This window comes from Flavobacterium sp. GW821-FHT11G01, from assembly GCF_058808175.1.
Map to the genome: position 1 here is coordinate 15,130 of NZ_JBXARK010000001.1, position 14,017 is coordinate 29,146.

At 33.3% G+C, this 14,017-nt stretch carries 9 protein-coding genes; 1 reads left to right on the forward strand and 8 read right to left on the reverse strand.

The window, feature by feature from the left end:
• Positions 1–46: 46 nt before the first annotated feature.
• The 8 genes from AC1RRN_RS00065 to gltB all read right to left on the reverse strand — a co-directional run bounded on the left by AC1RRN_RS00065 (position 47) and on the right by gltB (position 12,339).
• A complete protein-coding gene (locus tag AC1RRN_RS00065; protein ID WP_492965292.1) occupies positions 47–1,237 on the reverse strand; it encodes a hypothetical protein in 1,191 nt (396 codons plus the stop codon).
• 54 nt (positions 1,238–1,291) lie between these two features.
• Positions 1,292–1,651, reverse strand: a complete 360-nt coding sequence (locus AC1RRN_RS00070; RefSeq protein WP_492965293.1) for a hypothetical protein — start codon at positions 1,649–1,651, stop codon at positions 1,292–1,294.
• Positions 1,652–1,740: 89 nt separating this feature from the next.
• Positions 1,741–2,796: an acyltransferase family protein gene (locus tag AC1RRN_RS00075; RefSeq protein ID WP_492965295.1), complete on the reverse strand. Its 1,056-nt coding sequence runs from the start codon at positions 2,794–2,796 to the stop codon at positions 1,741–1,743.
• A 422-nt stretch (positions 2,797–3,218) separates the two neighbouring features.
• Positions 3,219–3,668, reverse strand: coding sequence for a hypothetical protein (locus AC1RRN_RS00080; RefSeq protein WP_492965296.1), 450 nt, complete (start codon positions 3,666–3,668; stop codon positions 3,219–3,221).
• Between the two features lie 228 nt (positions 3,669–3,896).
• A complete protein-coding gene (locus AC1RRN_RS00085) occupies positions 3,897–4,211 on the reverse strand; it encodes a GIY-YIG nuclease family protein (protein ID WP_492966027.1) in 315 nt (104 codons plus the stop codon).
• A 249-nt stretch (positions 4,212–4,460) separates the two neighbouring features.
• The gene (gene lysA, locus AC1RRN_RS00090) at positions 4,461–5,684 is read right to left on the reverse strand and encodes a diaminopimelate decarboxylase (protein WP_492965297.1); all 1,224 of its coding nucleotides are present in this window, start codon (positions 5,682–5,684) and stop codon (positions 4,461–4,463) included.
• A 591-nt stretch (positions 5,685–6,275) separates the two neighbouring features.
• Positions 6,276–7,730 (reverse strand): glutamate synthase subunit beta, encoded by a 1,455-nt coding sequence (locus tag AC1RRN_RS00095; RefSeq protein WP_492965298.1) that lies wholly within the window; start codon positions 7,728–7,730, stop codon positions 6,276–6,278.
• 94 nt (positions 7,731–7,824) lie between these two features.
• The gene (gene gltB / locus AC1RRN_RS00100) at positions 7,825–12,339 is read right to left on the reverse strand and encodes a glutamate synthase large subunit (RefSeq protein ID WP_492965299.1); all 4,515 of its coding nucleotides are present in this window, start codon (positions 12,337–12,339) and stop codon (positions 7,825–7,827) included.
• A gap of 414 nt (positions 12,340–12,753) precedes the next feature.
• On the opposite strand from gltB, the gene sucC reads away from it, so the two are divergent.
• Positions 12,754–13,947 carry an ADP-forming succinate--CoA ligase subunit beta gene (gene sucC / locus AC1RRN_RS00105; protein ID WP_056190930.1) on the forward strand — a complete coding sequence of 398 codons (1,194 nt, stop codon included), beginning with the start codon at positions 12,754–12,756 and terminating at the stop codon, positions 13,945–13,947.
• The last annotated feature ends 70 nt before the right edge of the window (positions 13,948–14,017 follow it).

Here is a 14,017-nt window from a genome sequence, read left to right on the forward strand (position 1 = left end):
ATGAGTGTTTTAAATTGAAAGCCAAATGAGTTGTATTAGCTGGTTTCTAGTTCGTATATTCAATAGTCCTTTTTACAAGGGTCATTGGCTCTTTGTTTAGAAATTTCTTTTTTTCAATCCAGTTATTATGCGTGTCATAAAGGTACTGATAGGTGTAAACAGAAGTGTGAAATGGTTTATTGTCGGTTAAAAGTTCAATTTTTTCAGTGATAATATCGCCAAAAGTATTGTATGTATTTTGTTCTCTTCTATCTAGAGATCCATTTTTTTGAACTTCAATGCGTTCTAAAATTTGGTTTTGTTTGTTATAGGTATATTTGATTGCATTGTTTTCGACATTTTTGTTATCGTAAAATTTAATTTCTTTAATTAAATCATTTTGATAGAATTTTTTTTGAATGGAGTTGTCTTCCTGTTCAAATATTAGATTCCCGGAAGCATCAAATTTTTTAGTAATTTTTTCAGACGCATTTTTTGTCAAATAATCTATTAGAAAATTATAATCTATGTTTTCGACCAATAAATCTTTTGCTCTTGTATAACTGTAATTAAACACATTTTCTTCTTCATTTGTAATCTTTCTCAAAGAAAGAATATGAATACTGTTTATCTGTTTGATGTATTTAACCTCCAAAATGTTTTTATCTTGGTATAAATATTCAATATCTACTCTGGGATCACCTGCGGGCTGCTCCATGTTTTCTATTTTGACAAGCGCATTATCTTTAAAAATGTATTCCGTCGTACTTATGCCATTATTATATTTTGAATAGTTATTTCTTTTCCTGTTTTTCTCTAAATGGTTGTTTATAGTCTTTATCAGTTTACCTTTTTCAAAACTATACTTACTGCCGTAACCTGAATCCTGATTGTTATCGAATTCTATTATGTTTACAAGAGTGTCATTTTTATAAACTCTTTCAGCGTATAAGGTATCTTCTGTAATGCCATAAAAAGTTACATTCTTTTGAATTTTACCATTTAAAAAATACAGCTTCATGTGATGTGTATTAGACTTGTTATACTTATTTTCATAGTAGAGTAATGTATTCTCTAACAAGGTTTTAATTTTATCTTTGCTTTTCAAAGAAGCAACATCATCATTGGTATTAGTAAAATCTTGTATTACAGACCTATATTCATCCTCATATATTGGATACTTAGGAAAATTTACCGTTTGAGCAGTTATGGGTAATGTAATAAAAGTTAAGTGTAGTAGAAATACAATTTTTTTCATTATTTGTAGGTTATATTTTTTTGTTTTTTAATCTCAATTTTTAGATTGATTTCATTATTTCCTACTTTTTATCTGATAAATAATTTCCCAAAAAATAATTGAAAAAACAGCATTTGCTAATATTGCGGTCTTTACCTGATAAGGATCATAATTTAAAAGCAGATGTAAATTGGTAAACTTCAAGGCTAAGAATAAGGCCAAAGCAGCAATTGCAACAGAGCAGATTACATTTAGTAAAACAGTCCATTTTAAAGCGAAGAAAGCATAAACAATATTTAATAAAGCAAAACCACAGCCTAAAGTGATAAAAGGATCCGTTTTTAATTTTTCACCCAACGTTAATAAAAGTGGCGTTGAAGAAAGATATAAAAAGAAGAGTATAGAATAAATTAGGATTCGGATTTGTGGTTTCATTTTTTGTCAGTGATCAGGTTCTTATTTAAACGAAGTTATGAAACTTTTTTTAATTCAGTTCTTTGTTATAAATTTTGAGTAGCCAATGCTTAGATTCTGCTTCTCCCACAGTTTTTTATTATATTTCGTAATGGTTTTTCAAAATATAAATAACTTAAAGACGATATTACAAGCAGCAGAAAGAGTCTTGTAAAAAATGAAATGGTAAAGTCAGTTTGTTTGTTTAAACCCAGATATTTATCTAATCTATAATCTGAAAATATAACCCAAATGGGAACTTGTAATATATAAATTCCAAAACTTATTTCTCCTAAAAAAACAAATCCAGGTCTGGAAAATAGTTTAGTAAGTTTATCATTGCTTAGCGAAATTAATAGTATTAAGGGGATATATATTACGGCAAGTAACCCGTTATGGAAATTTAAACCTATTGGGAATCTTAAGAGTAAAATTAAAACAAGTAAAAGAATTACAATAGCTGGGAAATAGTTCTTTTTTTGATCCTTGAGTTTTTTTATAAAAAACAAACCTGCTAAATTACCAATCAAAAACTCATTAAAATGCATTAGTGGATGATAAGGTATATCGATTATGCTGTAGTTTACGGTATTTATAATTCTATAAATCATTAAATGGAAAAGAATCTGACTTATTAACCAAAATAAAATTATCCAGATTGCATTAATTTTTAATTCAAATTTTGAATATAATCGATTGATCAAAACAGGAAAAGCAATATAAAAAAGCAATTCAACAGATAAAGACCAGCCCGGAAAATTGATAGTTAGAGCTTTTTCAGGAATCCATGATTGGATCATAAAAATATTGAGAAATAAATCAGTAAGATTGATGTTTTTGAATAACTTGATACTTATTATAATAAAAATAGCAATTAAATAAACAGGATATATTCTGGCAAATCTATTTTTTATGTATTCCGTAAAATTAATCTTGTCTTTATTGCCATATGCAACAATCATAACAAAACCTGATAATATGAAAAAGTAACTTACACCAACATTTGCCTGAGTAAAAATAAAAGAAACACATTTATTATTAAATAAATCAACATTTTTTCCGTAATGAAAAATTACTATTGATATTGCAGCAATAAATCTTGTGAATGTTAGTTGTTGGATTTTCAAATTTACTTTTATATTAGGTCGGTTTTTTGATTGAGGGCGATCTTTGCATACTGAATGAGTTAGTAAAAAGAACAACCAAATAAAGTATGCCAGAATATTTTCGGGTGCTAAAGTATTAAATAATACTTATAAATATTAATATTAATTATAGTTTAGAGGTGAAAAAAATCAAGAGTTATAAAAAAGAAAATTTATCTTTTGAATTAACTTTTTTATATTTTATAATCTAAATACTCCAAAGTGTAAATCAGGATTGAAAAGGCAGAAATTATAAACACAACATTATAATTTATCTATCATTTTTGTTTTTCTTGTTTCATTTTCCATTCTGCTTTAATTTTTTTGTCTTTTATATACTTTGCCATTGAAATAGTCAAATGTCAAACAAAGCACAAGAAAAAACGAAAAGAAAAACAAAATATTTACTGCAAAATCGCATCAATTTTAGCTTCCGATTTTTCTTTAATAACACTATCCGGATGAAAACTCCAGATGATCAGAAATTTTCCTTTTACAAGATATTCTTCCGGATGCTCATCAGTTGGCTGACCGTCTTTTCCCCATAACAATCCTTGCAGAAATTTGTCACCTTTAAATCTGTTTTCAAATTCAATGTACATGATAGATCCGCTATCTGCTTTACTTTTGAAACTTTGAATTTCTTTGCTTTTTACAACTCCAATAATATTGCTGTAAGTGGCAATATCAGTATAGAAATTGCAAGCCGCATTAGTAACACAAATTTGACCGTCATTAGAAAAGTAAGACTTTGGAATTTCTTTAGGTTTTAGTTTTAAATCAGCGATAGTCTGGCTGAATAGAGTAGTAGTAAGTAACAGGAATAATGCCGACAGGGGAATCGTAATTTTCATGGGTTTTTGGGTTTATATTTGAGGTTTATGCTAAGCTAAAATAATATTTTTATTTTAAATGTTGCGGTGCTAGATTAGAAGTTTATTTTTTGAGAAGCATATGCAAGTCTGAATGCTAGCGCGACCGGGGAATTTTAGGTTTTAATCCCAATTATTCCCAATCTTGTCATTTCGACGAAGGAGAAATCCTCGAAAGAAACTCTACAAAGATTGGAAACGTTAAGCAGATTATTCGAATAAATAATTCAAAAAATCCAAGTCCGGATTAATAGTTTTTATTAATTCGATTTTCTTTTCTCTACGCCAATCTTTTACTTCTTTCTCACGTGCAATTGCTTCTTGAACCCATGTAAATTTTTCATAATATAACAAGAATGTGACATTATACTTTGAAGCAAAGGTTTTGTTTTTAATGGTGCTGTTTTCTTTGTGCTGGCTTAAACGAATTTTTAAATTATTTGTAACTCCTGTGTAGAAAACTGTTTTGTATTTATTTGTAAGGATGTATATGTAGTATGTGTGATAGCCTTCGTGTAATTGCATTTTTATTTTTTGGCTAAAGTTATATTTTTTTAAGATTTTTCTTTCTTTTAGCTCTGAATTTGACATACTTTGTCGAGTTTCTTGCGAGGATTTCTCCTTACGTCGAAATGACAAACTTGATGGTTACTTTGTGTGTTTTGACTTTTTTGCGAAGATTTCTCCTTACGTCGAAATAACAAGATTGTAAAAAAAATCCCATTCACCTTTCGGCAATGGGATTTCAACAAATGATATTCTCTTTTTTTTATTTTAAACTGTTGCAGCAACTTCTTGTGGCAACGGAATTTGATTTTTAAGCAAATCTTCGAAAGTTTCGTGTTGACGAATTAAGATTCCTTTTCCGTCTTTCCATAAAACTTCGGCTGGTTTGTATCTTGAATTGTAGTTCGAAGACATTGAAAAACAATATGCTCCGGCGTTTCTGAAAGCTAAAATATCACCTTCTGTAATTTCCGAAATTTTGCGGTTGTTGGCAAAAGTATCGGTCTCGCAAATGTATCCCACAACAGAGTAAAAACGCTCTTTTCCTTTCGGGTTAGAAATGTTTTCAATATGGTGTGAAGATCCGTACAACATTGGACGAATTAAGTGGTTGAAACCACTATCAACTCCGGCAAAAACTGTTGAGGTTGTTTGTTTTACTACGTTTACTTTTACTAAGAAATGACCTGCTTCGCTCACTAGGAATTTTCCTGGTTCGAAAATCAACGTTAAATCTCTGCCATATTCTGCACAGAATGCATTGAATCTTTTAGATAATTTTTTACCTAATTCTTCGATGTCTGTTTCGATATCATCTTTTTTGTAAGGAACTTTAAATCCACTTCCAAAATCTAAAAACTCTAAATCTTTGAAGTGTTTCGCTGTATCAAACAAGATTTCAGCAGCATACAAGAATACTTCGATATCCAGAATATCAGATCCTGTGTGCATGTGAATTCCAACAATGCTCATTTTTGTATTTTCTACAATTCGCAATATATGCGGAATTTGATGTACCGAAATTCCGAATTTACTATCGATATGTCCAACAGAAATATTAGCATTTCCACCCGCCATTACGTGCGGATTGATACGAATACATACCGGAATTTGAGGATATTTTGTTCCGAATTGCTCCAGAATAGATAAGTTGTCAATATTAATTTGAACACCCATTGCGGCAACTTCTTCGATTTCTTCTAAAGAAACTCCGTTTGGTGTAAAGAAAATTTTGTCAGGATCATAGCCAGCATGAAGTCCCAATAAAACTTCCTGAATTGATACAGTATCTAAGCCAGACCCCATGTTCTTTAATAACTGAAGAATCGCAACGTTAGACAATGCCTTCATGGCATAATTAACTCTCAAGTTTTCTACCTTAGAGAAAGCTTTGGTTAATCTGTTGTACTGTGATTGGATTTTTTCGGCATCATAAACATATAATGGACTTCCAAATTGGTCTGCTAACTGCAGTAAATCTTTTGCTTGCATTTTTATAAACTATTTTGGGCAAAGTTATTACACTTTTGACTAACGACAAATTAATTGTAGAAAAATAACAAATTGTAACAAATTGTTTGTTTTTGAACAAAAAGTGGTTTATTTCGAATTTTTATAAAATATTTTTTAAGTTCTAAGGGACTAAGACTCTAAGGTACTAAGTTTTTGCAACAGATTAAAACATTAGTGCAGATTTTTTTGTCACTAATTATACGAATTTTCACAAATTTTATTCTTGGAATTCTGCGATGCATCCGTCGTATTGTAATCAACTAAGAAAAATATAGCCAACGGTTTCAACCGTTTGGACGCAATATGATCACAAACACAATCACAATATATAATTATGATTAGTCTCCCACGGTTGAAATCGCGGGCTATGCATTAAAAGCTTTACGCCTTAATCTTTGCACATTTGTTTCTCTGTGGCTTTAAAACTAAAAAGCCCTGACATTAGTCAAGGCTTCTTGCTGTGTGTTGTTTATCGGAATAAGGATTACCTGATAATTTTTAATTTTTTAAGATGCAAGAGTAAGAGAAAATCTTAGTCCCTCAGAACCTTAGCAACTTAGAATCTTAAAATTACAAACTAGGTAAATCTCCGTTTCCTTTGGTTGGCAAGTTGGTAGAGCCCATTAAGAACAAATCTACTTCTCTTGCTGCTTCTCGACCTTCTGAAATAGCCCATACAATTAACGATTGTCCTCTTCTCATATCACCGGCAGTGAAAATGTGTGGAACGTTCGTTTGATAATTTTTTGCTTTATAGTTGCTTCTCATGTCAACTTCAAGACCTAATTGCTCGCTTAAAGTTTTCTCCGGACCTGTAAATCCTAAAGCCAATAAAGCTAAATCGCAAGGCCAGATTTTCTCTGAACCTTCTTTTTCGATTAATTCAGGACGTTGACCTGGAGTCATTTTCCATTGCACTTCAACGGTTTTTAATCCAGTTAATTCTCCTTTATCATTAGAAATAAATTCTTTTGTATTGATTAACCAGTTTCTGTCGCAACCTTCTTCGTGAGAAGATGAAGTTTTCAACTGCAACGGCCAGAAAGGCCAAGGAGTTGACTCACTTCTTCCAACTGGAGGTTTTGGTAAAATCTCAAAGTTAGTTACTGATTTTGCCCCGTGTCTGTTTGATGTTCCGATACAATCTGAACCTGTATCTCCACCACCAATTACGATTACATCTTTTGCTGTAGCTTTAATTTGATCTGGAATAGATTCTCCGTATAAAACTTTAGTTTGTTGAGTTAAGAAATCCATTGCCTGAACAACGCCTTTGCTTTCGATCCCTTTAGTTGGCAAACTTCTTCTTTCAGTTGCTCCACCGCATAATACGATAGAATCGAAAGCGTTTAATTCTGCTACGCTAAAGTTTACACCAACATTTACGTCAGTTTTAAAAGTGATTCCTTCTGCTTCAAGAATGGCTACACGTCTGTCGATAATTCCTTTTTCTAATTTGAAATTTGGAATTCCGTAACGTAATAAACCTCCAATAGCATTGTCTCTTTCAAAAACAGTTACAGTATGACCTGCTCTGTTTAATTGTTGAGCTGCTGCCAAACCTGCAGGACCTGAACCAACAACGGCAACAGTTTTTCCTGTTCTCTTTTTTGGTGGCTGAGGTTTGATCCATCCTTCATCAAAACCTCTTTCGATGATATTTTTCTCGATGTTTTCGATAGCAACCGGCTCTTTGATGATTCCCAATACACATGATTTCTCACATGGAGCAGGGCATAAGCGACCTGTGAATTCCGGAAAGTTATTAGTAGATTGTAAAATCTCTAAAGCACCTTGCCATTCTTCCTGATGCACCATGTCGTTGAAGTCAGGAATTAAATTTCCTAACGGACAAGCACTGTGGCAAAAAGGAATACCACAATCCATACATCTTGAACCTTGTTCTTTTTTCTTCTCTTCTGTTAACGGAATAGTAAATTCGTTGTAGTTCGCAACACGTTCTGCAACTGCTAAATTACTTTCGTCGGCTCTATTATATTCTTTAAATCCGCCTATTTTACCCATGACATTTTAATTAAATTTCAATTCTTAAATTCTAAATTCCAATTTATAGGCATTGCCATTGTCATTGAAATTGATTTTTGAAATTGATGTTTTATTAAGCAATTAATTCTTCTATTTTTTTCTCTTCTGCAATTCGCTGTAATGCCTTTTTGTAATCAGTTGGCATTACTTTTACGAAATGTTTCTGTTGATTTTCCCAGTCTGCTAAAATTCTTTTTGCTAATGGACTGCTAGTGTACAATGAATGATTTTTGATCAATCGTCTTAGTTTGGTAAAATCTTCTTCTTCTAAAGGATCGAATGCAACCATTTCCATGTTACAAACTGTCGAATCGAATTTCTGATTTGGATCGTAAACATAAGCAACACCACCGCTCATACCGGCTGCGAAGTTTCTTCCTGTTTTTCCTAAAACAACCACTGTACCACCGGTCATGTACTCGCATCCGTGATCTCCAATTCCTTCAACAACTGCTGTTGCTCCAGAATTTCTCACACAAAAACGTTCACCGGCCATACCATTAATATAAGCCTCTCCGGTAATAGCTCCGTAAAGGGCAACGTTCCCGATAATGATATTGTCTTCAGGTTTGAAGGTTGCAGTAGGAGGGACTTTGATAATTAATTTTCCTCCAGAAAGGCCTTTTCCTAAATAATCATTACAGTTTCCGTGAATTTTAAACGACAATCCGTTTGTTGCAAAAGCACCAAAACTTTGTCCGGCAGAACCTTCAAAATCAACTAAAATAGTGTCATCAGGTAATCCTTGTGCGCCATAAATTTTTGAGATTTCATTACTCAAAATAGCACCTACAGAACGGTCTGTATTTTTAATTTTAAATGTAACTCTTGTTTTTTCTTTTCTATAAATAGATGGAATCGCTTCTTTGATAATCGCAAAATCTAATACATTTTCAAGTTGGTGATCTTGTTCTGTTGTATTGTGAATTGGCTGTGTTTTTGCTTTTTCCGGTTTGTATAGAATGGATGATAAATCTAAACCATTTGCTTTGTAATGTTTGATCGCTTTGTTCACATTTAATTTTTGTGACTGACCCACCATTTCTTTCAAAGTTCTGAAACCTAACTGCGCCATGATTTCTCTTAATTCCTCAGCAATAAAATACATGAAGTTGATTACGTGCTCTGGAGTTCCTTTGAAATTTTTTCTCAATTCAGGATCCTGAGTTGCAATACCAACCGGGCAAGTATTTAAGTGACAAGCTCTCATCATGATACAACCTGAAGCTACAAGAGGTGCAGTTGCGAAACCAAATTCCTCAGCTCCTAATAAAGCAGCAATAGCAACGTCACGACCTGTTTTCAATTGTCCGTCACACTCTAAAACTACACGGCTTCTTAAATCATTTAAGATCAAAGTTTGTTGTGCTTCGGCTAAACCAAGTTCCCATGGAATACCTGTGTGTTGTAATGAAGTTAATGGAGCAGCTCCCGTTCCTCCGTCATAACCAGAAATTAAGATAACGTCAGCTTTTGCTTTGGCAACACCGGCAGCGATGGTTCCAACTCCAACTTCAGAAACTAATTTTACGTTTACACGTGCTTCACGATTGGCATTTTTCAAATCATAAATCAATTGAGATAAATCCTCAATAGAGTAAATATCGTGGTGAGGCGGAGGTGAAATCAAACCTACATAAGGAGTAGAATTTCTTGTTTCAGCAATCCAAGGCACCACTTTTTCTCCAGGTAACTGTCCACCTTCACCAGGTTTTGCCCCTTGAGCCATTTTAATCTGAATTTCTTTAGCGTTTGTCAAATAGTTGATCGAAACACCAAAACGTCCCGACGCCACTTGTTTGATTGCACTGTTTCTAGAATCTCCGTTGATTTCTTTCTGGAAACGTTTTGGATCTTCTCCACCTTCTCCAGAATTACTTTTTCCACCAATTCTGTTCATTGCAATTGCTAAATTCTCATGTGCTTCTCTACTAATAGATCCGTAAGACATCGCACCAGTTTTGAATTTCTTCACAATTTCTGTCCAAGGTTCTACTTCATCAATAGAAATTGGATCTAAATTGTTAAATTCAAACATACCTCTAATAGTCATTAAGTTAGAGCTTTGCTCGTTAACCATATTAGAGTATTCTTTATAACTTTCAGGGCTATTCAAACGAACTGCCTGTTGTAATTTAGAAATAGTGGTTGGGTTGAACATGTGTTTTTCTCCACCGCGTCTCCATCTGTAAATACCTCCAATTTCTAAAGAAAGCAAACTTGCCACTTTTGAATTTGGAAAGGCTTTTTGGAAACGTTTTTTCACTTCTTTTTCTACTTCCATCAAACCAATTCCTTCGATTCTTGAAGGTGTGTAAGGGAAATATTTAGATGTAAATGTTTTGTTTAAACCTAAAATCTCGAAAATTTGAGCAGCTCTGTAGGAATGTAAAGTAGAGATACCAATTTTGTTCATGATTTTAACGATTCCTTTTGCAATCGCTTTATTGTAATTTACGATCGCATAATCAGCTTTTACACCTTTAATAAATCCTTGGTTAACCTGATCGTGAATGATTTCGTTTACCATGTATGGATTAATCGCACTTGCACCGTATCCGAATAATAAAGCAAAATGATGCGGTTCACGTGGTTCAGCAGATTCGATTATGATTCCGAATTTAGAACGAACCTGTAAGATGTTCAAAGAGTGGTGAATGTAAGAACAAGCCAATAACATAGGAATTGGAGCTAATTCTTCGCTTACACCTCTGTCTGACAAAATGATCACATTGCATCCTTCAGAAACAGCTTTAAAAGTTGCCTGAACACATTTTTCAAGCGCGCGCTCTAAACCATTAACTCCTTTTTCTATTTTATATAAAGTAGAAATGGTAGCCGATTTAAAATCTGCGTGATCAATATTTCTAATTTTATCTAAATCCTCGTTAGAAATAACTGGATTTTGGATTTTTAATTTTTTACATTGTTTCGATTCAATTTCAAAAATATTAAAATCTCCACCAACCGCTAAACTAATATCAGTAATGATTTCTTCACGAATACCATCCAAAGGCGGGTTGGTAACCTGAGCAAATAATTGTTTGAAATAGTTGTACAACAATTGAGGCTGGTCTGACAATACTGCCAAAGGCGTATCGTTACCCATAGAACTGATGGCTTCAGCTCCCTGACCTCCCATTGGGTTGATGATCGTTTTTAAATCTTCAATTGTATAACCAAATAATTTTTGTCTTGTTAAGAAATCTAATTTCTCAACTGGAGTTGGATTATTCGTATAAGGAACTTTAGCCAAAGGCAATAAATTCGCATCTAACCATTCCTGGTAAGGACGTTTTGTTACGATTGCTTTTTTAACTTCTTCATCTTCGATAATACGACCTTCATTCATGTCTACAAGAAACATTTTTCCTGGCTCTAAACGACCGTGTTGAATTACATCTTCCGGATCGATATCCAATACACCAATTTCAGATGACATAATAACGAAACCACTATGTGTTAATGTATAACGAGAAGGACGCAATCCGTTTCTATCTAGTAAAGCACCAATTACGTTACCATCTGTAAACGGAATAGAAGCAGGACCATCCCAAGGCTCCATGATACAAGCGTTAAACTCGTAGAAAGCTCTTTTTTCAGGAGACATTGTCTGGTGTTTTTCCCAAGCTTCAGGAACTACCATCATCATCGCTTCAGGCAATGAACGACCTGTCATTAACAAAAGTTCAACCACCATATCCATAGAAGCAGAATCTGATTTTCCTTCTAAGATAATTGGGAATAATTTTTTGATATCATCGCCAAAAACTTTGCTTTGCATAAGCTCTTCACGAGCACGCATACGGCTAACGTTTCCACGAAGTGTGTTGATCTCACCATTATGACACATATATCTAAACGGTTGAGCTAATTCCCATGAAGGGAAAGTATTTGTAGAGAAACGTTGGTGAACTAACGCCAAACGAGTCACTAAATCTGGATCTTTTAAGTCAACATAATAACGGCTGATGTCTTCCGGCATCAATAGACCTTTATATATTATGGTAGTTGTCGATAAACTAGAGAAATAAAACATATGGCTTTCAGAGGTTTTTGATCCTCTAATAGCGTGTTCAGCAATTTTTCTAGCTGCAAAAAGTTTTGCATTAAATTCATTTTCAGTTAAATCCTGACCGTTTTTGCTAACAAAAACCTGTTTAACTGTTGGTTCTTTTTCTGCGGCAATCTGCCCTAAATTTTCAACTTCAACAGGTACATCTCTCCAACCTAAGATCTTTAAGTTCTGATCTTTAATAGTTGCTTCAAAAGTGTTAATACAAAAAGAAACCTGGTTTTTGCTTTTTGGTAAAAAAACCATTCCTACTGCATACTCACGTGTTTCAGGGATTTCAAAGTCACATACCTTTTTGAAAAAGTTATGTGGGATGTCGAATAAAATTCCAGCTCCGTCTCCAGTTCTTCCATCAGAACTAACTGCACCACGATGTTCCAATTTTATTAAGATGTCCAATGCTTTGTGAATAATATCGTTTGATTTAATACCATTCAAATTACAAATAAATCCTGCACCACAATTGTCGTGTTCAAATTCAGGCAAATAAAGCCCTTGTTCTTTAACTTTCATTCTTGATATTTTTTCTACAAAAATAAAGATTTCGTTAAACATAATGTAGTGAAATTGTAATTTGGCTTACATTTTTGTTGTAATATTAGAAAAACGATTCTTAAATGATAATAATTTTATTTAAACCATTGCTAAATGATAAAATGGCAATATGTTTTAAATTATATTAGGAAAAATCCGCGGTAAGGTATTGTATTCGTTGGTATTTTTGTTAAATATCAAACGATATAGTGATTTTCTGTTAACATTAACAAAGCAATTGTTTAACTATTTATTTGCTTTCGAAAATAAATATAAAGGAATCTGAAATAGACTCATTTTTAATTGAAAAAGATTTTACTATTAAGTTGAATTTTGCTACTTTTGTCGCACTTTTATTCTGAAATAAATTCAGAACCAGACAAATTCTATATTATGAACATACACGAATATCAAGGAAAAGAAATTTTAGCTAGTTACGGAGTACGCATTCAACGCGGAATTGTGGCTAATAATGCAGTTGAAGCTGTAGCTGCTGCAAAACAATTAACTGCCGAAACTGGTACAGGATGGCACGTAATAAAAGCACAAATTCACGCAGGTGGACGTGGAAAAGGTGGTGGAGTTAAGTTGGCTAAAAATCTTCAACAAGTTGAAGAAATTGCAGGACAAATCATCGGAATGCAATTGATTACACCTCAAACTTCTGCTGAAGGTAAAAAAGTAAACAAAGTTTTAGTTGCTGAAGATGTATACTATCCTGGTGAAAGTGAAACTTCTGAGTTTTATGTTTCTGTTTTATTGAATAGAGGTACAGGACGTAACATGATCATGTATTCTACTGAAGGTGGAATGGATATCGAAGAAGTTGCTGAGCACACTCCACACTTAATCTTTACTGAAGAAGTTGATCCAACTGTTGGATTACAAGGTTTTCAGGCAAGAAGAATTGCCTTTAACTTAGGTCTTTCTGGAAATGCTTTCAAAGAAATGGTTAAATTCATTGATTCATTATACAATGCTTACATTGGTTCTGATGCTTCTATGTTTGAAATCAACCCGGTTTTGAAAACATCTGATAACAAAATTATGGCTGTTGATGCTAAAGTAAATATCGATGATAATGCTTTATACAGACAACCTAAATATGCTGAAATGAGAGATATCCGTGAGGAGAATCCAATCGAAGTTGAAGCTAAAGAAGTAGGTTTGAACTATGTAGATCTTGACGGTACTGTAGGATGTATGGTAAACGGAGCTGGTCTTGCAATGGCAACTATGGATTTAATTAAATACGCTGGTTTTGAGCCTGCTAACTTCTTAGACGTTGGTGGAACTGCAGATGCTAAACGTGTTGAAACTGCTTTCCGTATTATCTTAAAAGATCCAAACGTAAAAGCTATTTTGATTAACATCTTCGGAGGAATCGTTCGTTGTGATCGTGTTGCTCAAGGTGTTGTTGATGCTTACAAAAACATGGGTGACGCTATTAAAGTGCCAATCATTGTTCGTTTGCAAGGAACAAATGCTGAAATTGCAAAAGAATTAATTGACAACTCTGGTATGCCAATCTTATCAGCTGTTCAATTTCAAGAAGCTGCTGACCAAGTTAAAGCTGCACTTTCTTAATCAAATAAGAAATCAATTATATAAAAAATCCCTTCGATACTCGGAGGGATTTTTTTTGGGCTTTACCACA

What these genes read in the sequence shown, in the direction of transcription:
- AC1RRN_RS00095 (WP_492965298.1), bottom strand. Translation starts at nt 7,730, where the DNA reads ATGGGTAAAATAGGCGGATTTAAAGAATATAATAGAGCCGACGAAAGT.
- AC1RRN_RS00080 (WP_492965296.1), bottom strand. Translation starts at nt 3,668, where the DNA reads ATGAAAATTACGATTCCCCTGTCGGCATTATTCCTGTTACTTACTACT.
- lysA (WP_492965297.1), bottom strand. Translation starts at nt 5,684, where the DNA reads ATGCAAGCAAAAGATTTACTGCAGTTAGCAGACCAATTTGGAAGTCCA.
- AC1RRN_RS00085 (WP_492966027.1), bottom strand. Translation starts at nt 4,211, where the DNA reads ATGCAATTACACGAAGGCTATCACACATACTACATATACATCCTTACA.
- gltB (WP_492965299.1), bottom strand. Translation starts at nt 12,339, where the DNA reads ATGAAAGTTAAAGAACAAGGGCTTTATTTGCCTGAATTTGAACACGAC.
- sucC (WP_056190930.1), top strand. Translation starts at nt 12,754, where the DNA reads ATGAACATACACGAATATCAAGGAAAAGAAATTTTAGCTAGTTACGGA.
- AC1RRN_RS00070 (WP_492965293.1), bottom strand. Translation starts at nt 1,651, where the DNA reads ATGAAACCACAAATCCGAATCCTAATTTATTCTATACTCTTCTTTTTA.
- AC1RRN_RS00065 (WP_492965292.1), bottom strand. Translation starts at nt 1,237, where the DNA reads ATGAAAAAAATTGTATTTCTACTACACTTAACTTTTATTACATTACCC.